At 54.9% G+C, this 21561-nt stretch carries 28 protein-coding genes and 1 tRNA gene; 26 read left to right on the forward strand and 3 right to left on the reverse strand.

The features are described from left to right. Positions 1-70 precede the first annotated feature (70 nt). The 22 genes from RDU76_08255 to RDU76_08360 all read left to right on the forward strand — a co-directional run bounded on the left by RDU76_08255 (position 71) and on the right by RDU76_08360 (position 13175). Positions 71-640: a sigma-70 family RNA polymerase sigma factor gene (locus RDU76_08255; protein ID MDQ7798915.1), complete on the forward strand. Its 570-nt coding sequence runs from the start codon at positions 71-73 to the stop codon at positions 638-640. 1 nt (position 641) lies between these two features. Then, complete coding sequence (locus RDU76_08260; GenBank protein ID MDQ7798916.1) at positions 642-911, forward strand: anti-sigma factor; 270 nt, start codon at positions 642-644, stop codon at positions 909-911. 76 nt (positions 912-987) lie between these two features. Next, positions 988-1314, forward strand: coding sequence for a thioredoxin (trxA, locus tag RDU76_08265; protein ID MDQ7798917.1), 327 nt, complete (start codon positions 988-990; stop codon positions 1312-1314). Positions 1315-1325: 11 nt separating this feature from the next. After that, positions 1326-1529 (forward strand): DUF2892 domain-containing protein, encoded by a 204-nt coding sequence (locus RDU76_08270; GenBank protein MDQ7798918.1) that lies wholly within the window; start codon positions 1326-1328, stop codon positions 1527-1529. 8 nt (positions 1530-1537) lie between these two features. After that, positions 1538-1768, forward strand: coding sequence for a zinc ribbon domain-containing protein (locus tag RDU76_08275; GenBank protein ID MDQ7798919.1), 231 nt, complete (start codon positions 1538-1540; stop codon positions 1766-1768). A gap of 6 nt (positions 1769-1774) precedes the next feature. After that, entirely contained in the window at positions 1775-1909 is a 135-nt protein-coding gene (locus tag RDU76_08280) for a hypothetical protein (protein ID MDQ7798920.1), read from the forward strand. Between the two features lie 31 nt (positions 1910-1940). Next, complete coding sequence (locus tag RDU76_08285; GenBank protein ID MDQ7798921.1) at positions 1941-2585, forward strand: thioredoxin family protein; 645 nt, start codon at positions 1941-1943, stop codon at positions 2583-2585. A gap of 138 nt (positions 2586-2723) precedes the next feature. Further along, on the forward strand, positions 2724-2921 hold the full coding sequence (locus tag RDU76_08290; protein ID MDQ7798922.1) for a 4Fe-4S binding protein: 198 nt from the start codon (positions 2724-2726) through the stop codon (positions 2919-2921). 9 nt (positions 2922-2930) lie between these two features. After that, positions 2931-3860 (forward strand): thioredoxin-disulfide reductase, encoded by a 930-nt coding sequence (gene trxB / locus RDU76_08295; protein MDQ7798923.1) that lies wholly within the window; start codon positions 2931-2933, stop codon positions 3858-3860. 89 nt (positions 3861-3949) lie between these two features. Next, positions 3950-4330, forward strand: a complete 381-nt coding sequence (locus RDU76_08300) for a desulfoferrodoxin (protein MDQ7798924.1) — start codon at positions 3950-3952, stop codon at positions 4328-4330. Positions 4331-4412: 82 nt separating this feature from the next. Then, positions 4413-4988, forward strand: coding sequence for a rubrerythrin family protein (locus RDU76_08305; GenBank protein ID MDQ7798925.1), 576 nt, complete (start codon positions 4413-4415; stop codon positions 4986-4988). A 31-nt stretch (positions 4989-5019) separates the two neighbouring features. Continuing rightward, on the forward strand, positions 5020-5424 hold the full coding sequence (locus tag RDU76_08310; GenBank protein MDQ7798926.1) for an OsmC family protein: 405 nt from the start codon (positions 5020-5022) through the stop codon (positions 5422-5424). Beyond that, positions 5424-5600, forward strand: coding sequence for a hypothetical protein (locus RDU76_08315; GenBank protein ID MDQ7798927.1), 177 nt, complete (start codon positions 5424-5426; stop codon positions 5598-5600). The genes RDU76_08310 and RDU76_08315 overlap by 1 nt, the downstream gene beginning before the upstream one ends. 31 nt (positions 5601-5631) lie before the next feature. Then, positions 5632-6153 carry a DUF255 domain-containing protein gene (locus RDU76_08320; GenBank protein ID MDQ7798928.1) on the forward strand — a complete coding sequence of 174 codons (522 nt, stop codon included), beginning with the start codon at positions 5632-5634 and terminating at the stop codon, positions 6151-6153. 2 nt (positions 6154-6155) lie between these two features. After that, positions 6156-6290, forward strand: a complete 135-nt coding sequence (locus RDU76_08325) for a hypothetical protein (GenBank protein MDQ7798929.1) — start codon at positions 6156-6158, stop codon at positions 6288-6290. A 66-nt stretch (positions 6291-6356) separates the two neighbouring features. Next, entirely contained in the window at positions 6357-6815 is a 459-nt protein-coding gene (locus RDU76_08330; protein MDQ7798930.1) for a redoxin domain-containing protein, read from the forward strand. A gap of 173 nt (positions 6816-6988) precedes the next feature. Continuing rightward, positions 6989-7696, forward strand: coding sequence for a TetR family transcriptional regulator (locus tag RDU76_08335; protein MDQ7798931.1), 708 nt, complete (start codon positions 6989-6991; stop codon positions 7694-7696). A 141-nt stretch (positions 7697-7837) separates the two neighbouring features. After that, the gene (locus RDU76_08340) at positions 7838-8221 is read left to right on the forward strand and encodes a hypothetical protein (GenBank protein MDQ7798932.1); all 384 of its coding nucleotides are present in this window, start codon (positions 7838-7840) and stop codon (positions 8219-8221) included. 53 nt (positions 8222-8274) lie between these two features. Further along, the gene (locus RDU76_08345) at positions 8275-10437 is read left to right on the forward strand and encodes a DUF5916 domain-containing protein (protein ID MDQ7798933.1); all 2163 of its coding nucleotides are present in this window, start codon (positions 8275-8277) and stop codon (positions 10435-10437) included. Positions 10438-10453: 16 nt separating this feature from the next. Then, the gene (locus tag RDU76_08350; protein MDQ7798934.1) at positions 10454-10954 is read left to right on the forward strand and encodes an isochorismatase family protein; all 501 of its coding nucleotides are present in this window, start codon (positions 10454-10456) and stop codon (positions 10952-10954) included. 120 nt (positions 10955-11074) lie between these two features. Beyond that, a complete protein-coding gene (locus RDU76_08355; protein MDQ7798935.1) occupies positions 11075-12679 on the forward strand; it encodes a hypothetical protein in 1605 nt (534 codons plus the stop codon). Beyond that, positions 12666-13175: a hypothetical protein gene (locus tag RDU76_08360; protein ID MDQ7798936.1), complete on the forward strand. Its 510-nt coding sequence runs from the start codon at positions 12666-12668 to the stop codon at positions 13173-13175. Before RDU76_08355 ends, RDU76_08360 begins: the two co-directional genes overlap by 14 nt. A gap of 100 nt (positions 13176-13275) precedes the next feature. Here the strand turns inward: RDU76_08360 and RDU76_08365 are convergent, their stop codons facing one another. Further along, positions 13276-14871 (reverse strand): L-lactate permease, encoded by a 1596-nt coding sequence (locus RDU76_08365; GenBank protein MDQ7798937.1) that lies wholly within the window; start codon positions 14869-14871, stop codon positions 13276-13278. Positions 14872-14883: 12 nt separating this feature from the next. Next, positions 14884-15618: a carbon-nitrogen hydrolase family protein gene (locus tag RDU76_08370; GenBank protein MDQ7798938.1), complete on the reverse strand. Its 735-nt coding sequence runs from the start codon at positions 15616-15618 to the stop codon at positions 14884-14886. Between the two features lie 156 nt (positions 15619-15774). Here RDU76_08370 and RDU76_08375 point away from each other — a divergent pair, with 156 nt between their 5' ends. The 3 genes from RDU76_08375 to RDU76_08385 all read left to right on the forward strand — a co-directional run bounded on the left by RDU76_08375 (position 15775) and on the right by RDU76_08385 (position 19676). Next, positions 15775-16341, forward strand: a complete 567-nt coding sequence (locus tag RDU76_08375; protein MDQ7798939.1) for a nitroreductase family protein — start codon at positions 15775-15777, stop codon at positions 16339-16341. 597 nt (positions 16342-16938) lie between these two features. Continuing rightward, positions 16939-17802, forward strand: coding sequence for a 4Fe-4S binding protein (locus RDU76_08380; GenBank protein MDQ7798940.1), 864 nt, complete (start codon positions 16939-16941; stop codon positions 17800-17802). Positions 17803-17918: 116 nt separating this feature from the next. Beyond that, positions 17919-19676 (forward strand): DEAD/DEAH box helicase, encoded by a 1758-nt coding sequence (locus tag RDU76_08385; GenBank protein MDQ7798941.1) that lies wholly within the window; start codon positions 17919-17921, stop codon positions 19674-19676. Positions 19677-20151: 475 nt separating this feature from the next. Here RDU76_08385 and hemW read toward each other — a convergent pair whose 3' ends face one another. Further along, positions 20152-21282, reverse strand: a complete 1131-nt coding sequence (gene hemW, locus RDU76_08390) for a radical SAM family heme chaperone HemW (GenBank protein ID MDQ7798942.1) — start codon at positions 21280-21282, stop codon at positions 20152-20154. Between the two features lie 155 nt (positions 21283-21437). Between hemW and RDU76_08395 the strand changes: the two genes are divergently transcribed. Beyond that, a tRNA-Leu gene (locus tag RDU76_08395) sits at positions 21438-21524 on the forward strand. Positions 21525-21561: the final 37 nt, after the last annotated feature.

Below are 21561 nucleotides of genomic sequence, written 5' to 3' on the forward strand. Positions count from 1 at the left end.
ACTATTTTATCCTGTCAAGGACATTTTTTATTTATTTTGAATCCTTTAATCATATTTGACATCTAAATACATGAAGCAGCAAATAGACGAAGATATTTTATTACAGCAGGCCAGGGACGGAGATTCGCGTTCTTTCAACCAGCTGGTGAAACTGCACCAGTCTCGGATATATTCGGTGGCCCTGCGGCTGCTGGGCAGCCCAAGCGAGGCCGAGGACGTTCTGCAGGAGACCTTCATCGCCCTGTATCAGAACCTGCATCATTTCAGGGGCGGATCCAAGCTGGCCACCTACCTGTTCCGCCTGGCCACCAACTTCAGCCTGATGAAACTGCGCCGCAGCAAACGCCGGGGCCGCGATTCCGGCCACCTGTCGCTTAACGTGATCGAAGAGCTGCCGGACCAGGCGGCCTCGCCCCTGGAATCGCTGCTGAACAGCGAATTCCGGGCGGTGCTGGATCAACAGCTGCAGAAGCTCCCCGCCAGGGACCGGGCGGTGGTGGTTTTAAGGGACATCGAGGGGCTGGATGGCGGCCAGGTGGCTAGGATACTGGGTCTCACCTTGCCGGCCATGAAATCCAAGCTTCACCGTTCCCGGGAATTTTTGAGGAAAAACCTGTCGGGTTATTTAAAGGATAGTTGACATGCCGAAAATAATTTCTAAAAAGGCCCAGCACCACTGCCACCGGATGACGGCGGCCTTTTCCGAGTATCTGGACCAGGATCTCAGGAAACATCTGTGCCGCAAACTGGAGGCCCATCTGACCGAGTGCCCCGACTGCCGGATGTATCTTGACACCCTGAAAAGGACCGTGACCCTGTACCGTTCTCTGGAACAGGAGCCCCTGCCCAAGGATGCCGAAAAGCGCCTGTTCGCCACCATCAAACTGGCCCGGAGCAAAGGCAAAAATTAAACCTTGAATCCTTTGGCGGATTGCGGCATCTAAATTCAGAGAAACCAAATTATTTTGATAACACAAAGGAGACAAAATGTCAGTAGCGCATTTGACCGACGGAAACTTCGACCAGGAGGTCTTGAAATCCGACCTCCCGGTTCTGGTGGACTTCTGGGCGGCCTGGTGCGGCCCCTGCCGGATGGTGGGGCCCATCATCGAGGAATTGTCCAACGATTACCAGGGGAAGATAAAGATGACCAAGCTGGATGTCGACGCCAACCCCCAAAAATCTTCCCAGTTCGGCATCCGCAGCATTCCCACCATGCTGATCTTCAAGAACGGCCAGATAGTTGACACCCTGGTCGGCGCCATGCCCAAACCGGCCATCGCCGCCAGGCTGGACGCCGCGATAAATAAATAAGGAGGATCCCCATGAAAACCAACGAAAGCGCCCTTGACCGGATCATCCGGGCCGTATTGGGCATCGCTCTGCTGGCCGCAGGCCTGTTGATGGCCGGTCCGATAAAATGGGTCCTGCTGGTGCTGGCTGCCATCGCTTTGATAACCGCCGTCACCGGCTTCTGTCTGCTTTACAGGGTCTTCGGGATCAACACCAATAAAAAAACAAAGGAATAACATATAAAATGCCGATCTACGAATATCAGTGCCCCCAGTGCGGAGTGAAGACCGAAGAGCTGGTGGCATCATTCTTCGCCCCGGCCCCCCGGTGTTCGAAATGCGGAGTAAAGACCGAGAAGATGCTCTCCACCTTTGCCGCTTCGGTCAGCAGCTCGGATCCCTTTTCCAGTGGAGACACCGTCGGGTCATGCCCTTCCGGCAACTGCGGCTGCTCCTCTGGCTCCTGCGGACTTTAGCCACTGATGATGCACAAACATGCCCGCCACTTGATAATAATATTTTCCCTGCTGGCCCTGTTGGCTTTCGGGGGCCAGGTGGTCCGGGGGATAATCACGGGAACAGCATCTCAGTGCAGCGTCTCCGGGAACTGCCGCTGAGGATGGCAATAAATCAAGGAGGTTTTGTATCATGGGAATGTTGAGGGAAGAGGACCAGGATCATCTGCGCCATGAATTCTCCGGAAAGCTGGTCAACCCGGTAAAGATGGTGTTATTCACCCAAAGGCTGGAATGCCTGTACTGCCAGCCCACCGAGGAGATATTGACCGAGATCGCCGCCCTTTCGGACAAGCTGTCGCTGGAGAAGCATGATCTTTTGGAGGATAAATCCCTGGCCGACCAGTACGGCATCGACAAGATACCGGGCATCGCCCTGATAGGCCAAAAGGATTACGGAGTGCGTTTCTTCGGGGCCCCCTCCGGTTTTGAGTTCACATCATTGATCGAGGACATCATCGACGTCTCCCGGGGCACCACCGGGCTGACCCTCGACTCCCGGGAAAAACTGAAGAAGATAGCCAAGCCGGTCAGGATCCAGGTATTCATCACCCCCACCTGTCCCTACTGTCCGGCCGCGGTCCGGATGGCCCATCAGGCGGCCATCGAGAGCGACATGGTCACCGCCCACATGGTGGAATCGGCGGAGTTCCCGCACCTGGTCCAGAAATACGGGGTGATGGGCGTCCCCAAGGTGATCATCAACGAGACCATCCAGTTCGAGGGAGCCCAGCCCGAGCCGGTTTTCATCAACCACATATTAAAAGCCGCAGAATAAAAACTCCGGAACGCTGATCAACGCAGATTTTATTGATTTGGTGTTTCGGTCTGTCAAATATTAAAATACCTCAATATCAAACAAAACCATACCTGGATTATATCTGGGTATATCCACGCACATCTGCGTCCAAAAAACATGATAGTTATTAAATCCGAATACTGCCCCCAGAACCACCGCTGCCCGTCCTTACGGGTATGCCCGGCAGGCGCCATCAAGCAGGAAGGCGTTAAGGCGCCTTATATCGATCAGGATAAGTGCACCAATTGCGGACGCTGTCTGCAAAGCTGCCGGGTCTTTCAAGAGGCCCCTGTCCCGGCCAATTCGTTGAACTGAACGCAAAATATGGAAAACGTTAAAAATTACGACATCGCCATCTTGGGCGCCGGCCCGGCCGGGCTGACCGCCGGGCTGTATGCCGGCCGGGGCGGCCTGAAGGCGGCCATAATAGAAAAGATGATGCCCGGCGGCCTGGTGGCCAATACCGAACGGATAGACAACTATCCCGGGTTCCCCGAAGGCATCTCGGGCTATGAACTGGCCCAGAGGATGGAACAACAGGCCAAAAAATTCGGGGCCGAGATTCTTTCGGCCCAGGCCGACGGCGTTTCGGCCCATGATAAGTTTCAGCTGATATCCCTGTCCGACGGCAGCACCGTCAAATCCCGGGCCCTGATCATCGCCACCGGCGCCTTCCCAAAAACCTTGGGGGTGCCGGGGGAAAAGGAATTGCTGGGCAAAGGGGTCTCCTACTGCGCGGTATGCGACGGGGCCTTCTTTAAAAACCAGCCGGTAGCAGTGCTGGGCGGCGGTGATTCGGCGGTGCAGGAGGCCATCTACCTGGCTGGGCTGGCCTCAAAAGTGACTGTTATCCACCGCCGCAATGCCTTAAGGGCTGCCGACTCCATCCAGAGGATCGCCTTCGCCAACGATAAGATAGAATTTGCCTGGAACAAGGAAATCCTGGCCATCGAGGGCAGCACCGGGGTGACCGGCATCAAAGTCATGGACAAACAAACGCTGGCGGAAGAGGTGATCCCGGTCACCGGAGCATTCATCTACGTGGGTTATAAGCCCAACAGCGATCTGGTAAAGGATGCCGTCAAGACCGACCAGCAGGGATACATCATCACCGATGAAAATATGGCCGCTTCGGTCCCGGGCATATTTGCCTGCGGCGACATCCGTAAAAAGCTGGTCCGGCAGATCTCCGGTGCGGTGGGCGACGGCGCCACCGCGGCCATCGCCGCCCAGCAGTATATAGAATTAATGTAAGGAAACGGTTCGCCACCTCATAACGGCAGATAATTTAATAATCAAAGTACGGGCAATTCATGAATTGCCCCAACCAAAGGAGAATCATCATGGCTGAGAGAAATCAGATCTACAAATGCGAGATTTGCGGCAATATCGTGGAAGTGCTGCACGGGGGCAAGGGAGAGCTGGTCTGCTGCGGCAAGCCCATGAAGCTCTATGCCGAAAATACGGTCGACGCCGCCAGGGAGAAGCACCTGCCGGTGATCGAGAAGACAGCTGATGGATACAAGGTCAGGGTCGGCTCGGTGGCGCATCCCATGGAGGAGAAGCATTATATAGAGTGGATCGCCCTGTATGCCGACGGCCGGGTCCTTCGCAAATATCTGAAGCCCGGGGATGCTCCGGAGGCCGAATTTCTATGCCGGGCCAAGAAAGTGACGGCCAAGGAATTCTGCAACCTGCACGGGTTATGGTTGACTCAGGGATAACAATCATTAGGAAGACACGGATCCAGGATCGGCTGTTTGCAGTGTTCCTGGTTTCCTTATTAAAATAATTTCAGGAGGAAAAATGAAAAGCTTAAAAGGAACCCGCACCGAAAAGAACCTGCTCAAATCCTTCGCCGGGGAATCCCAGGCCCGCAACCGCTACACCTATTTTGCCTCGGTGGCCAAGAAGGAGGGCTATGAGCAGATATCATGGTTCTTCACCGAAACGGCCGAGAACGAAAAGGAGCATGCCAAGAGATTCTTCAAATTCCTGGAGGGCGGCGGGGTTGAGATCACCGCCATGTATCCGGCCGGCAAGATCGGCACCACGCCTGAGAACCTGAAGGCCTCCGCCGAGGGCGAGAACGAGGAGCACACCAAGCTGTATCCGGAGTTCGCCGCCATCGCCGATGAGGAGGGATTTTCCGAGATCGCCAAGATATACCTGTTCATCGCCGAGGTGGAGCGGGAGCATGAGGCCCGTTATCTTAAACTGCTGGCCAACCTCGAGAAAAAACAGGTGTTCAAAAAGGACCAGCCCATCAAGTGGCGCTGCCGCAACTGCGGTTACGTCTACCAGGGCAATGAGGCTCCCCAATCCTGCCCGGCCTGCGCCCATCCCCAGAGCTATTACGAAGCAATGGCTGAAAATTATTAATCACAAACATATCATAAGATAAAAGAGATATATGCCATTGACATTGGATTGGGTCAGGGACCTGCAGTTCACCGCCAGCGACGACGCCGGCCACGGCCTGGTGTTGGAATCAAAAAAGGACGGCATCCCCTCCGGGTTCTCCCCCATGCAGCTGCTGTTGATCTCCCAGGCCGGATGCATGGCCATGGACGTGGTTTCCATACTCAAGAAGAAACGGGTGGGCCTGGCCGGCTTCCGGGTGCTGATGGACGGAGCCAGGGCCAGCCAGCATCCCAAAAGATTCACCGATATGAACTTCGTCTTCGAGGCCCGGGGCAAGGTCCCGCCGGAGGCTCTGGAGGAGGCCATCCAGCTGTCCAAGGAAAAATACTGCTCGGTCTCGGCCACCATCCAGAACGGGACAAATATGAAGATTGAAAGCCGGGTGATAAGCTGATGCATCCGATTCTCAAGATAGTTTTGGGAGCGGCCGGAGGAGGAACTGTTGGTTTTTTGTATTACAAGTTCATCGGCTGCCGCACCGGAGCCTGCCCCATGGCCGCCAACCCCTGGATAAGCATCCTGGTATGGGCGGTTATCGGCGGACTGATGATGGCCGGCCTCAAAAAATAGTTTACAAATTTAACAACCATAGGAGTGCCCAATGAAGAGATACCTCCCCCTGATGATCCTGTCCTTATCGCTGACCGCCGGAATTTCCTGCGCTGGCAACAAGAAGGCCGAGAACAACGAGGCCAAGGTGGTTCCGGCCAAGGCCGAGTGGCTGGCCTTCGACCAGGCCATGGAAAAGGCCGCCGCCGACAAGAAATACGTGGTGGTTGACTTCTATACCGACTGGTGCAAGTGGTGCAAGGTGATGGACGATAAAACCTACGCCGATTCTTCGGTTGCGGCGGCCCTGAAGCAAAATTTCGTCATCGCCAAAATAAACGGCGAGAGCTCGGACCAGATCACATACCTGGGAAAGACCATGGCCCAGTCGGACTTTACCATGGGCATGAAGGTCAGCGGCTTTCCCTCCACCCTGTTCATGGACAGCGAGGGAAAGGTGATCGGTATCCTGCCGGGATATATCGAGGCCCCGGTGTATTTAAAGATCCTGGCCTATGTCTCCACCCAGGCCTATAAGACCCAAAAGCTGGACGACTACCTTTCCGGGAAATAACCATGAAAAAAACCGCCGGGATAATTATCCTGATACTCTCCATCGCCGCCATAACGGCCGGCGTTTTTCGAAAAGAACTGAAACCCCTGTACATTAACGCCATGGCCATCTGCTATTCCTGCATCGGCCTGCAATAGAACGGCCATAGAGCCATTCCGGACTTGATCCGGAATCCAGAGTCAATTTTTTCAGGAGGATGAACTATGCCGGTGATCAAGATCGGCCAAAAGGCACCTGATTTTATTTTAAAGGACCAGCACCATGCCGAATTCAGGCTGAGCGCTTTCAGGGGACGCAAGGTGCTGCTGTCATTCCATCCCCTGGCCTGGACCAAGGTCTGCGCCAGGCAGATGCAGTCACTGGATAAAAATCTCAAGACTTTTGACCTGCTTAACACCATGCCGGTTGGGCTGAGCGTGGATACCATTCCCTCCAAACATGCCTGGGCCAGGGCTCTTAAGGTAAAGAATCTCCGGATGCTGGCCGATTTTTGGCCTCATGGCAAGGTGGCCAAGGCTTACGGCCTGTTCCGGGAGAAGGAAGGCTTCTCCGAGCGGGCTAATGTTATTGTTGATGAATTCGGCCAGGTGATCTGGGTGAAGGTTTACCCGATAAAAGAATTGCCGGATATAAAGGAAATTATCAAATTTATATCAAACTAAGTTTGAGGATCTTTAAAAACCGCCATAAAAAGGCGGTTTTTAATTTTGTATATCATTGATTTACAATAATATACAAATATTTTTAAAATATTTTCGCTTTTTATAAAAAAGGGCTTGACAAAACTGAAGTTTAATGGTATAATACAAACGTTTGATTAATCAAGGAGATTCCCATGTCCCCTAAAAATAACGCCCTAACCGATCCTAAAAGACGCATCTTCAATGCTGCCTGTTTGCTTTTTGTAAATAAAGGTTATGAGGCCATAGGGGTCCGCGAGATCGCCAAGCAAGCCGGGGTGAACATTGCCATGATCAACTATTACTTTGGCGGCAAGGGGGGCATATTGAGGGACATCTTGGATGAATCCTATCAGAAATACCACCAGGCCCAGGCTTCGGCCGGCGACGATACCACCCCGCCCGAAGAACGGGTTCGAAAACTTGTCTCCAATGTGGTGACCTTCTTTCGAGAAAACAATGAGGTGGCCCTGATAGCCTTTAACACCATGCTTTTTGACATCCCGGAGATCCACGCCATCAAGGAAAAATGGGGGAAAATGAATTTCTCCCTGATGAACAGCCTTTTCACCCAGATGGGAGTCAATTTGGCCGACCAGGTGCACTCCAGCATCTACAATGGCTTTTTAGGCGGCATGATAAAAAACCATTTCCAGCAGAGGTACACCTGGGAGAAGATGACCGAGGAGCAAAAGACCAAAATAGCTGAAAGCGCCAAAGGAATAGCCAATAAGTTCGAATTCGACGACCTGTTCTACGAACGTTTTACGGACCTCTTGGTCAACCAGTATTTCCACGGGGTAATCTATGCCACCCAGAAAGACAAGATGAAATATGGACAACAGGAAACCTCGAACGGGTAAACATCGTATTAATTGGGAGGATACAAAAATGAAAGAATCTATTTAAAGCCCTAAATTCTCGGGATATATTTTTTTAACCAACCCATAAACAAACGTTTGTCCGTTTATTAAAATAATTAACCCCTTAAATGTGAGGTTCCCATGAAAAAGATACTGCTAACAACCGCCGGGCTGATCGGGCTGGTACTTGCCTGCAATGCAATGTCTGTGACCGAACAGATAATAATATCCAAAACCATAGAAACGCCCCCCGTCTCGTTGGTCAGCGAAAGGGCCGATGTTGCATTGATGGTCAGCGTTCCAAACCATAGAATGAGCCGCAACGATCGCGAATTCAATCAAGCAAAAGGCGTTGAACGCTTGGCGCTGAAAACCTTTAAAAAGGTCGGCAGCTTTTTGATCAAGGGCTTCTGCCGTATCGCCAAAGCGGATAACCTGGGTCAGGATAAAATTTCCCATACCGGAAGAAATTATGCTGAGGCCCTGATCATGGCCCGTTCAAACTTAACGGCCCTGGTTCGCTAATTATCGGTCCTGCTGATAACCATAACAAAAATCTTATTTTCAGGAGAACCCCCATGAAAAAGGTTTTACCTGTAACATTACTGGCCTTCCTGCTCTTTCTGCCGTTCTCCCCCGCCGGCCTGTTGTCCCAGGAAACGACTCTGGATAAAACGATCTCTGTCCAGCGAACCATGACGGCCCCCGAAATAGACGGGATCATCGAAGAGATATGGCAGCAGGCCGATTCGGTCAGCGATTTCGTCCAGAACCGGCCCTATGAGAATGCCCGGCCCGGAGAGCGGACTGTGGCCTATCTGATGCAGGACGACGAGAACCTGTATGTCGCCTTCCGCTGTTATTCGCAGAAGAATCCCCCCACCAAAAGCTATACCAAGGATGAGGATTATGTGCTCATCGGGATAGATCCCATGGGCAGCCGGACCGGCGGTTATTTCTTCTGGCAGTATGCCAGCGGCATTTTCTGGGATGGCATGTACACCGATGACGGACGCAGCATGGACCTGGCATGGGAGGGCGTCTGGTACCAGGCGGTGAAGGTCCACCCCGACCGGATGGATGTGGAGTTCAAGATACCGTTCAAGACCATCCGCTATAAAAAAGGGCTTTCGGAATGGGGGCTGCAGCTGCGGCGGCACATAGCCGAGAACTTCGAGGACGACTCCTGGGTCCCGGTGGCGCAGCGCGACAACGACCTGATCTCCCGCTGGGGAAAGCTGGCCGGCATCGAGCCACGCGCAACGGGCTATTACTTCGAGCTGTACCCCGAGGGATTCATGCGCAACGACAAGTTCGCCGGCTTCAAGGACCAGGCCCAGCCCAGCGGAAGCCTGACCATGAAATGGGACCTGACCCCGCAGACCACCCTGAACGCCACCGCCTATCCCGACTTTGCCCAGATCGAGTCTGACCAGTTTTCCCTTAACCTTTCCCGGTACCCCCGCTACCTCCAGGAACAGCGGCCGTTTTTTGTAGACGGGCAGGATGTATTCCGGCTTTCCAGCTTCGGCGACGGGGACGGGTTCTCGCCTCTGAACATATTTTACTCCCGGGCGGTGGGCCGTTCCATCGGCGGAGAAGCGGTCCAGATAATGGGCGGGGCCAAGCTGACCCATAAGACCTCCGCTTGGAACCTGGGGGTACTGGCGGCCATGACCGACAGGTACTCCGACCAACAGCTGGGCATCGCCGAGCCCCAGCGTCGTTTCGGCGCCCTAAGGGCCAGGCGGCGGATACTGGCCAACTCCGAGCTCGGTATTCTGGCCAGCGGAACCATGGTCGACGGCGAAAACTACAACTGCTCCTCGGCCCTGGAGACGGTGCTGAGAAGCGGCCCCAACCAGCTGATCATGCAGGCGGCCTTCTCGGACCGCAGCGGCAAGACCGGCTGGGCCGGCACCGCCGGCTTCCGGGGCTTCACCGGGCCGCTGCTGACCATGGCCACCGCCGAGGTGGTGAACGATTCCTTCGATGTTTCGGACATCGGATTTGTGCCCTGGGCCGGCCGCAGCAAGCTGACAATAGGCAGCGGACCATACTGGACCTACAGGCAGGGCGCCCTGCGCAATCTGGTCATCAACCTGGGCGGAACATTGGAAAAACAGCCGGGCAGCAGCCAATGGTCGAAGATCGGATCGCTGATCATAAATCCCACCTTCCGCCGCAACCGGGGCGGAAGCCTGGAGCTGAACGCCGGGCGGGGATACGAGGCCGACACCAGCTACCTGTTCCGCAGCCTCGATCTGAGCGCCTGGAGCATGTTGTTCGGCAATAATTTCAACGCCGGCTGCCGCTACGCCTACGAATACAACTACAACCGGGGCTACCTGGCCTACAACGGTTCCAATTATATGGTGGCCAGCTATTCCCTCATCTCGCCGCTGAGCACGACCCTGCTCACCAACCTGTGGATGGAATGGGACACCACCAACAGCATCCTGGCCAGCTGGTCGGTCATCCGCCCCAGAATGGATTTCCGGATCACCCCCACCATGACCCTTTCGGCCTTCAATGAGATGGTGTTCCTGGCCCCCAAGACCCAACTGACCTCGTCCCAGCACCTGTCCAACCGTATGGGAGCCCTGTTCTCCTGGAACTTCGCCCCCAAAAGCTGGATCTATGTGGCCCTCAACGATTATCAGGCCCAGGACCTCAACGGCTTCATGCAGCCCCAGTACACCATCAGCGCCGTCAAGGCCAAATACCTGCTGTATTTTTAACAGAAAGGATCTCGAGATGAAACCCGCCCTTTTAATCATAGATTTTCAAAAGGCTTTCTTATCCGGCGATCCCCATACCGTCCGGTCGCTGGAACAGGCCAAGGCCTACATAAACAGCGCCATAGAGCTGTTCCGGGAGCGGAACCTTCCGGTGATATGCGTCCAGCACCTTTCCCCCAAGGACGGCCTGGCGCCCGGGGATCCGGGATATGAGATACCGGAGGGCTTGAAGATATTGCCCACCGATATCCATCTCCAAAAGGAACACGGCAATTCGTTTCATCAGACCAGGCTCTGCCAGGTCCTCAAGGATCTGAGGGTGGATACCATCTTTCTGGCCGGATTCCGGGCCGAGTACTGCGTGCTCTCGACCTACCGGGGGGCCCAGGACGAAGGTTTCGCCGCCATCATGATCCGGAATGCCCTGGCCAGCCCCAGCCACGAGAATATCCGGTTTGTGGAATGCATCAGCGATGTGGTGTCGGTAAGCAACCTGAAGTACGTGCTCAGTAATTAAAAGCCTTGGTTTAACGCACCGCCGCCCGTAAGGGCGGCTTTTTTATTATTTTCTTGACTTTAACGTCCTGATGAATGTAGAATAAATACAATATAAAAAACTATAAATTAGCTCTATAAGATGAAAAAAACAATCATCCTGGGAATTTCCTTGCTCTGCCTGGCCCTGATCGTAATCACCTGTGCCCGGCACTACGGTTTCAGAAAGGATTACACCCGGGCCAATGCCCTGCTGCACGATATGGAGAATCTGGCCGCCAAGCCTTTTTTGAAAGCTCATCTAAAGAACGGGGACATTTGCATCTTACGGGACACCTGGCGGGTTGACACTGTTTACCAGTTCTTGGTGGGCGAGGGGGACCGCTATGATTTCAACCGAAACAACAAACAGCAAGGGCGGCTTACTATCGATATCGACAGCGTGGCGGTATTTGAGACCAACCAGAAACTGGTGGGTCCGGAAAACGAACGGGTAGCCGCCCTTTCCATTCTGGCCGGGCTGGATGTGGTCCTGGCCCTTTATTGCCTGACCAATCCCAAGGCCTGTTTCGGCTCCTGCCCCACCTTCTATCTGGGCAGTGATGAAAATGTTTTCCACTCCGATGCCGAGGGCTTCTCCAATGCTATCGCACCATCGCTGGAGACCTCGGATATAGACGCCCTTAACAACGACCGGATCGCCAGCCCGAAAATATCCCTTAAGATGAAGAACGAGGCCATGGAAACCCATGTGGTCAAGGACGTCAGAATGTATGCTGTTCCCCGCAGGGAGGGGGAAAGGATCTTCCACACCCCGCAGAACAAGTTCTTCCGCTGCCATCAGTCGCTGCCGCTTAAAAGCGCCATCGCCGATGAGGGAGATTGCACCACTCTGCTGGAGAATGCCGACAAGGTGGAACGCTTCAGCCTGTCCGACCCGGAGAACATGAGCAGCAAGGAGGAAATAATACTGTCGTTCGATCCGGCAAACCTAAACCAGGCCGGGCTGGTGATAAGTTTCCGCCAGACCATGATGACCACATATCTGATCTTCAGCGCCTTTGGGTATATGGGCGATGAAATGGGCAGCGTCTTCGCCGAGATGGAAAAAAGAGCCGGTCAAAAAAAGGATCTGGGCGGGATCCGCCGGGAATTGGGCGACATAGAAGTTTACCTGTGTGATCAAAGCGCTGATAAATGGCTCAAGCAGGGCGGCTTTTACGAAACCGGACCCATCGCATTCAACCATCAGCTGCTGCCTTTCAATAAAAGCCTTTCCGGATTCAAGGGGGATTTAAAGATCAAGCTGGTCTTGAACCGGGGCCTGTGGCGGATTGATTATCTGGCCCTGGCCGGGATCATCGGTCCGGCCGAACCGGTGATTCTTTCCCCGGAAAAGATCGAATATTTCAAGACGGGACCGGAACCGGCTCTTTCATCGGCAGACAATTTCACCCGGCCCATAATATCTATGCCGGGCGACATCCGGCGCTTTGACTTTATACTGCCCGATGATTCGGCCGATTACGAACTGTTTCTGTATTCCAGTGGATACTATTTGGAATGGATGCGCAGCAGCTGGATCAAGGAGAAGGACCTGGGCAAGCTGGCCCGGATGCTGATGGTGCCCAAGATGTATCTTAAAGAGGAGGCCGCCGATTACAAGCGCTATGAAACGGTGATGGAAAGGGAATTCTGGAATACAAAAATAGATCATAGGATGTTCAGTTATTATGGTAAAAAATAACCTGCTCCGAGCGGCCTTTGTTTTGGCCGCCCTGACCGCCTCCTGCGCCGCCCCGGTAAGCTATCTGCCGGAGCAGGAGATGATCGGCGAGGAGAACCATGGCGCCTATATCGTGATCAGCACTCATAGCGGAAAGGTATATGCCGGGGAGCTTATAGCGGTGGGCGATTCTGTTCTGGTGGTGCGGGAGGAACTCGACAGCCTGGCCCATTGTTTTTTATCCCCCCTGATGGATATCAAATCGTTTTCCTTAAGGTACGCTAACGGCAAGAATTATGGCTGGGCGGTGCCCCTGTACACACTGGGATCACTTTCTCATGGCCTGTTTTTTATTTTTACCGCTCCCATAAACTTAATTGCCACATCCGTGATCGCGGTTGGTGCCTCCCAGGCCTATGAAATGGACAGCCGGGCCATGACATTTGAAGAACTTAAACTGTTCGCCCGCTTCCCGCAGGGCCTGCCGGAGGGAATAACCCCAGAAATGATAAAATAATTAACCAACTGCCTACTGCTATCTGCTGTAAAAAAAGCCCTCCCGTTTTCGGGAGGGCTTTTGCTTGACCGGATATCATCAAATCCTGGGGCCTGCGGTTCTACCCGTAGAACCTCAACAGCACCACCACGAACAAAGAAGTGACCGCGGTCAGGATCAGCGAAAAGACGAAGGCGATCTTGATGACCTTGGTCTCCTCCCCTATCCTGTCTATCGAGGCCGCCGCGTTCTGCAGCTTGGCCGGCGAGACCACGCTGGCCAGCCCGCCGCCGAAGGCCAGCCCGGCGGTGACAATGATCAGCCCATTTAGCGACAGGCCCAGGTTCTGGGCGGTGGTCATGGTGTACTTGGCGAACATGGCGATGGCCGAGGCCTCGCTGCCGGTCAGAAACCCGCCGAACAGGCCGATGAAGGACACCACCGCGCCGTAGGCCCCGCCGAATATCTGGGTGGAGTAGTCGGCCAGCACCCGGATCATGCTGGGCACGGCAAACTGCTTCAGGGCCATGTCATAGCCCGACATATTCATGATCTCGCCAATGGCGAAGAAGATGGCGGCGGCGAACACCGGCCGGGGCGCTCGCTTGAGCCATATCCTCATGGTGTCCTTGATCTGGACCTTGTTGGGTTTCAGGAACGGCAGGGCCAGAACGGTGCTGGCCAGTATCCAGGTGTAGGCCTGCCACAGGGCCCGGGTGTCCAGGGGCTTGCCGTCGGCAGACAGCCCGTTGATCGGCAGCCGGAGGGTGCGGTACAGGAAATTGAAACTGTCCTTGGGGATGTTCAGGGCCAGGATCAGCCCGATCAGTATCAGCCAGGGCATGAAGGCCCTCCACAGGGGATAGGTCTTCTCGAAATCCATCTCCTCGGAATTGAGCAGGCTGCGGTCGATGATCTTGTTGCCGGAGGCCTTGAGGTACAGGGCCATGGCGGCGATCACCGCCAGCCCGCACAGCACCCCGGTCAGCACCACCAGATTCTCGAAGCGGTTGGTGAAGTAGGCCACCAGCCCGATCACTCCGCCGGTCAGCAGGCAGGGCAGCCAGCCCTGCCGCACCGCCTGCCACTTGCCCACGATCCACAGCATGCAGAAGCCGATCATGGTGGAGACCAGCGGCAGGAACATGAAGAACACCTGCCCGGCCTGCCTCAGCCCGATCTCGTTGCCCTTGCCCAGAAAACTGTTGGCGATGTCCACGAACACCACGATGGGCGCCCCCAGCAGGGCGTAGGTGCACAGCGAGTCGTAGCCGATGGAGGGCAGGGCGATGGCCACGTATGATGAATAGCCCATGGCCAGCAAGATGGGCGGCAATATGGAGACCGGGGTGGCCCCCACCGCCACCATCAGCGTGCCGAATCCGATGTTGATCATCATGATCTGCACCGCCCGGTGTCCCCCGGCCAGGGTCTTGATGAAGATGATGATCCTCTTTAAGGCCCCGGTCTTCTCCATCAGGGCCATCTGCAGCAGCGAGGTGGCCACTATCAGGGAGACCGACAGGGAGCGCACGATGCCGGCGCCGGTGGAGCGCAGGATGACCTCGGCCGAAGTGTGAAAGAAGAAAAAGGCGGTCAGAGAGATGGCCAGCCATCCGGCCAGGCCGCTCTGGTCGGCCGGACGTTTGAAGGCTATCAGCATCACCAGTATGATGACGATGGGCAGCAGTGTCAACAGCAGTTGCCAGATGGACATGAAGTTCTCCAACTAAAGTTGAATTTTAGAGTTAAGATCCCAAACCAATTCCGTATCTGTTCCATGTCTGGACTCGGCTAATAGACAGCCTTGGCTGTTAATTACCATGGCCCCTCCAAAGGCAGGCCCCTCTTTGCAGGTCTCCAATGCATTTACTAAAAAAGTCGTTTTTCCGGAAGTTTTGACCTCCTCGAGATAGGCTTGCCGTTCCTCTTTTATCCAGCGGTCCTCATCCGGAGACAAGTTGCCAAAACCACGGGACATTGGCGTCAGAATAAAATCCAGGGATGTATCTAAATGACCCATACATTTTTTATCAAATAGATCCCCGCAGATCAGGATGCCCAGTCTGCCCAAAGCCGTGTCCGCAAAGGTTAAAATATTGCCGGAAACAAAGGGCGGCTTTTCGGATATTTTACGGTGCTTCAAAACAATGTTTCCCGATCCGTCAAATAAAACTGCCGTATTGTATGTTCCTTCAGCGGCAGATTCCAGCAGGCCAAAGCAAATGTATGTCTTTTTCTCCTTGGCCAGTCGGCCAATTATACTGGTGGTAGGTCCCGGTATCGGTTCTGCAAACTCTGTAAAATCATCTTTGGAGCATAAGTATCCGGTGATAGTGCATTCCGGAAAGCAGACCAAATCCGGTCGATGACACATTGCTTTGTCAAGGCGGTCTTTTAGGTGTTCGATATTTACCAAAGGCTTTCGCACTTCGGTTTTTAGCGGGATGAGGCAAATGCGCATATAACGCCCGACTGTCCTCGGTTATAATTTCATAATGACAAAGCACTATTTTATAGCAAGCCTTCTGTGCTGTCAACAAAAAATCTCTGGTCGCCTTGAAAAAGGCCCCTGCATGGAGTATATTTAATTAGGTAACGTTGGTGAAAGGAGTCACACATGGATGTATCTACCGCCATCCAGGCCCGGCGGGCATACCGCTCGCTGGCGCCGGTGGAAATAAACCAGGAGATGACAAAAGAGCTGGCCGAGGCGGCTTCTTTGGCCGCCTCCTGTTTCAACAAACAACCCTGGCGTTTCGTTTTCGTTTATGAGAAGGAAGCGTTGAAAAAAATGCACGGGGCTTTATCCAAGGGGAATGAATGGGCTTACGATGCCTCGATGATCGTCGCCGTGGCCGCCAAAAAGGAGGACGACTGTGTGATCAAGAACGGCCGGGAGTATTTTTTGTTCGACACCGGCATGGCCGCGGCCCATCTGATCCTGCGGGCCACCGAGCTGGGGCTGGTGGCCCACCCCATCGCCGGGTTCGATCCGGAAAAGGTCCGGACTATCTTGGGGGTACCAGCCGACCTGACCGTGATCACCCTGATCAATGTGGGAAAACATTCGGAGGAAATAGGCCCCAGATTGAGTCCCGATCAGGCCAAGGTAGAGAAGGAACGTCCTCCCCGGAAACCGCTGGGGGAATTCGCTTTTCATAATAGATATGGCCGGGGAGCATAGCTCTCAAGTCAGGGATTATGCCTAAAACAAAGGACTAAAAATTGAACTCTGTTACTTTCTTGTGACCAAGAAAGTAACCAAAGAAGTCTTTACCGCCCAGTTGCGCGGTAGGTAAGGCGTTTGCTCCGGCATTCACTGAACCAGAACCGGTCATAGGCCAATAACACACTGAATGCTTTTTCGGAGCTGCAGCAATGCCGCTCCACTGCCTGTCCGCCGCAGCAGAGCGTAGGAGGGATGGCGGGGAAACTGAAAGCAGATTATGAGGGTTACCCTGATCCGCCAAAGGCGGATAGACGGGGTCCGGGGGATTTGACGGAACAGGTGCAAGGATAAAATATCGGACGCAAATAATTGTTAAGTACTGATACGTCTATTTTAAAATTACGCCCGTTCCAAATCCCCCGGCGCTTCTTCGGTTCTTTCTTGGCGACAAGAAAGAACCGAAAATGCTCACTTACTGCTGGTAATTGCGTTCGAGATCTTCACTAAAGAAAAGCCGACCCGAAATTACGCAGAACGATGAGATAGGCAAGTTTGCTCAACTTGGCCTATTTGCTGATTGACAAAATCGCCGCTATCCCTTATCATTACACTATGTTCAGCAAACTTACCACCAGGACCAAACGGCTCTATGTCCAGATAGCGGCCACCGTCCTCACCTTTTCGTATTTTCTGGCGCCGGTCCTCAAATATCTGCCCTGCCCGACCCTGACCTGCTATGCCTGCCCCCTGTCGGTGTTCGCCTGCCCTATCGGGACCCTGCAGCACTTCGTGATCATCGGGGTGTTCCCTTTCTTCCTGCTGGGCATCCTTTTCCTGGTCGGGACCTTGGTGGGCCGCTGGGCCTGCGGGTACCTGTGCCCCTTCGGGCTGTTCCAGGACATTCTGGCCAGGATCCGGAAGCAGAAATTCGACCCGCCCTCCTGGCTGGGCTGGGGGCGCTATGTGTCGCTGTTCGGGGCGGCCGTCATCATCCCGGCGCTGACCCATGAGCCCTGGTTCTCCAAGCTCTGCCCGGTGGGGACCCTCGAGGCCGGGATCCCGATAGTGGTCACGGCCTTCATCAAGGTCAAATTACTGGGCAGGTTCGCCACCGAACTGTCGATGCTGGGCTGGCTGTTCTGGCTGAAGATCCTCCTTCTGGCCCTGACCGTCGGCGCCGCCATTTACATCAAAAGGCCGTTCTGCCGTTTCATCTGCCCGCTGGGGGGCATCTTCGGAATGTTCAGCCGGATCTCCCTTCTGCAGATAAAAGTGGACCAATACGAGACCTCGGATAAGGCCGACTGCAAAAAGCTGTGCCCGGTGGACATTGACATCACCCGGGACCCGGCCTCGGCCGACTGCATCCGCTGCCTGCAATGTACCAAATGCCCCGGAGTAAAACTGGAAAAACCCATCAAAACCATTAACCGAACAAAGACCTCCGTAAAAAGACCTTTACCACGGAAACATTAAATTACCCAAACAAAAGCACCAGATTTACCATACCTCATTCCGTGTTTTTCAGAATTTTCATGTTTCAGTGGTTAGCTGCTCTGAGTTCTCAACCCATCAAATTAAAGAAAGAATCTATGCCCTTAAGAAAATTATTATCCCTGTTCAAGGGAAAGAAAAAAGAAACGGCCGCGCCAGAGAAGACCGATCATAAACCGGCCGCCCGGCACCAGGTCCCGGAGCGGGCCCCCGCCCGCCATTCCGGCGGGCAAAACCAGCGGCCCCAGCAACAGCCTTCCCGGACGGCCACCTATCGCAAGCCGGAGCAGCCCAAGCCGCATCATCAGCCCCGGGCCGAAACTTCCCGGACGGCGACCTATCGCAAGCCGGAGCACCCCAAGCCGCATCATCAGCCCCGGGCTGAAACTCCCCGGACGGCGACCTATCGCAAACCGGAGCAACCCAAAACCCAATTTCAGCCCCGGACAGAGATCCACCGCCCCGCGGCAGCGGTCAGCCGGCCGCCCCAGGTTCATAAAAAACCGGCCGCGCCCACCGGCCCCCAGCTTAAGTTCGACCAGCTGGGACTGGCGCCGTTTCTTTTGAAAGCCATCGCCGAAGAGGGCTACACCGATCCCACCCCCATCCAGCAGCAGACCATCCCGCTGGCCCTGTCCGGCAAGGATCTTCTGGGCTGCGCCCAGACCGGCACCGGCAAGACCGCCGCCTTCGCCCTGCCCATCCTGCAGAAGCTCTCCCGCCCGGAGGTGGTGGGACAGCAGTTCCGGGACATCAAGGCCCTGATCGTCACCCCCACCCGGGAGCTGGCGGCCCAGATCGGCCAGAGCTTCGCCGCCTACGGCCGACACAGCGGCCTGCGCTATGCGGTGATCTACGGCGGGGTCTTTCAGGGGCATCAGCAGAAGGCCATGAAGGGCGGGGTGGACATATTGGTGGCCACCCCCGGCAGGCTGCTGGACATGATGAACCAGCGGCTGATCCTGCTGCACAAGGTGGAGATCCTGGTGCTGGACGAGGCCGACCGGATGCTGGACATGGGCTTCATTAACGACATCCGCAAGATCGTGGCCAAGGTGCCCATCCGCCGGCAGACCCTGTTCTTCTCGGCCACCATGCCGCCGGAGATCCGCCATCTGGCCGGCAGCATCCTGGATAATCCGGTGTCGGTGTCGGTGACGCCGGACACCACCGCCGCCGAGACGGTGGAGCAGTCGCTATATTTTGTGGAACGGAACGACAAACCCGATCTGCTGAAGCACCTGCTATCGGACGAACTTTTCACCCGGGCGCTGGTGTTCACCCGCACCAAGGTCCGGGCCGACCGGGTGGCCCGCAAGCTGACCGCCGACGGCATTCCGGCCTCGGCCATCCACGGGGACAAGTCCCAGGGGGCCCGGGAACGGGTGCTGGCCGGGTTCAAGGACGGCTCCATCCGGGTGCTGGTGGCCTCTGACATAGTATCCCGGGGTATTGATATCGAGAACATCTCCCACGTGGTGAATTTTGACGTGCCCCAGCAGGCCGATTCCTACATCCACCGCATCGGGCGGACCGGCCGGGCCGGGGCGGTGGGATCGGCCATCACCTTCTGCGACGCCGAGGAGCGCCAGGATGTGCGGGAGATAGAAAAACTGCTGGATAAAAGCATTCCGGTGGTGGAGGATCACCCCTACCATTCCCGGATGCCGGTGCACGAGGCCATCAGCGAGCACCGCCGCCGCACCGGACGGAAGCCCCAGCAGGGGCGCTCCGGGCAGCGTCCGCCGCGGGCATCGCAGGCCGGGCAGCGGCCCAGGCAGGGCCCGCCGACCGCCCCCAAGACCACCCACAGCAGCCACAAGCCCGGCAGCGGCCGGCCGGGACGGAGAGGATAGAAATCATATACCATACAGCGATAGCCTAAAGGCTATCGCTGGTTATCATCAAAGGCCGAAATGTCGGCCTTGTTGAATGCACCAGCGATGTTATTCCTAGCATCACTGCGTTTATAAAGAAGCCCCGCCAATCGGCGGGGCTTCTTTATGGGATTGCTTCATTTGTTAGGCTACGACGCCTTCTCGCAATGACCAATAAAAAAACCTTTCCAAATTTATTTGGAGAGGTGAAGGGGTGAGTGCGAAAACGCCTGGATTCCCGATCAGGTCGGGAATGACAATGTGGATTGCTTCGTTTGCCGAGCATAGCAATCACCTCGCAATGACACGTCAGCATAAAGTCGAAAGTAAAAAGGATAAAAGTCTCTGTGCCTCAGTGTCTCCGTGTGAGAGGAAACCTGGATTCCCCGCCAAATCCACCAAATACCACTAAAATATTTTAGAAATTTTCGTGTATTTTGTGGGCAAAGATCCCCTACGGGGCGAAGTCCGCCAAAATCGTATCCGACAGCAGCAGACCCTCCAGGCTCAAACGCACCCGGCCCCCCTCCTTCTCCAGGTAATAATTCTCCTCCAGCCTGCGCCACACCTTGGGCATATATTTGGCCGGTGCCATCCCCCACTTCTTTTCAAATTCGCCGATGGCTATCCCCTCGACCATCCTTAAACCCAGAAATATGGCCTCGAATATCCGCTGATCGCGGGTGAGCGTTTCCTCCATCTCCACCGGGCTGTTCCCTTTTGCCAGAGCAGCGACGTATTTATCCGGCTCTTTGAAATTTGACCAGCGTTTGCCATCCAGGTGCGAATGGGCCCCGGCCCCGAATCCCAGGTAATCCCCTCCCATCCAGTAGTTGAGATTATGCCGGGAGCGATAATTCTTTCTGGCGAAGTTGGACACCTCGTAATGGGCATACCCGGCGGAGCCCATGGTCTCGATGGCCGCCAGGTACATCTCCTCCTCCAGCTCCTCGGAGGCCGGAGTGAACCGGCCCTGCTCTTTTCGGCGGGTGAACTCGGTGTCCGGCTCGTAGGTCAGCGAATACAAAGAGATATGTTCAGGCCCCAGGTCTAAGGCCCTAGCCAGGTCAGTTTCCCAATTTTCCAAAGACTGGCCCGGCAAAGCGAAGATCAGGTCCAGGCTGATGTTCCCAAAGCCCGTCTGCCGGGCATCGCGGAAGGCCGCCAAGGCCTGCTCGGCGGCATGGCGGCGGCCCATCAGTTTTAAAAGATCCGGATCGAAGGACTGCACTCCCAGGCTCAATCGGTCGAAGCCGGCCTCGCGCAGGTCGGAAAGTTTATAGATGTCCACCGTCCCGGGATTGGCCTCGATGGTCGTCTCGCAGTCATCGCCGATCGGGCCGATATTTTCCCTGACCGTCCCCAGGATATCCTTGAGCTGTCTGACTGAAAGTAGGCTGGGCGTTCCCCCGCCGAAATAGATGGTGTTCAAATTGTCATTTTGAAATTTACAATTTGCAATCTCTTTCATCAGAGCCGAGCAATAGACTCCGGCCTCGACATCAGAAGCCAGCGGCCGCGAATTGAACCCGCAATACCCGCATTTGGCCAGGCAGAACGGAATGTGGATGTAAACGCTATTCATATTTGGATATGATAGCACACCGTAAAATCAAAGGCAACTTTGATTTTCTGCCCGGTGGCCCCAAAAGGACATTTTTGTCGATATGTTGCCCGGACTTTAACGCAATTACTGATTGACAAAACCGGCTTCTTTTGCTATCCTTAGGCATCCTTTGGGCCGGTGTGGTGAAACTGGTAGACGCAGTGGACTCAAAATCCACCGGTAGCAATACCATGGGGGTTCGATTCCCTCCACCGGCACCAGTTTGGCTCCACCGGTTGGCAGTAGTCCGCCGCAGGC

The sequence above is a fragment of the Candidatus Edwardsbacteria bacterium genome (assembly GCA_031082425.1).
Taxonomy (GTDB): domain Bacteria; phylum Edwardsbacteria; class AC1; order AC1; family EtOH8; genus UBA2226.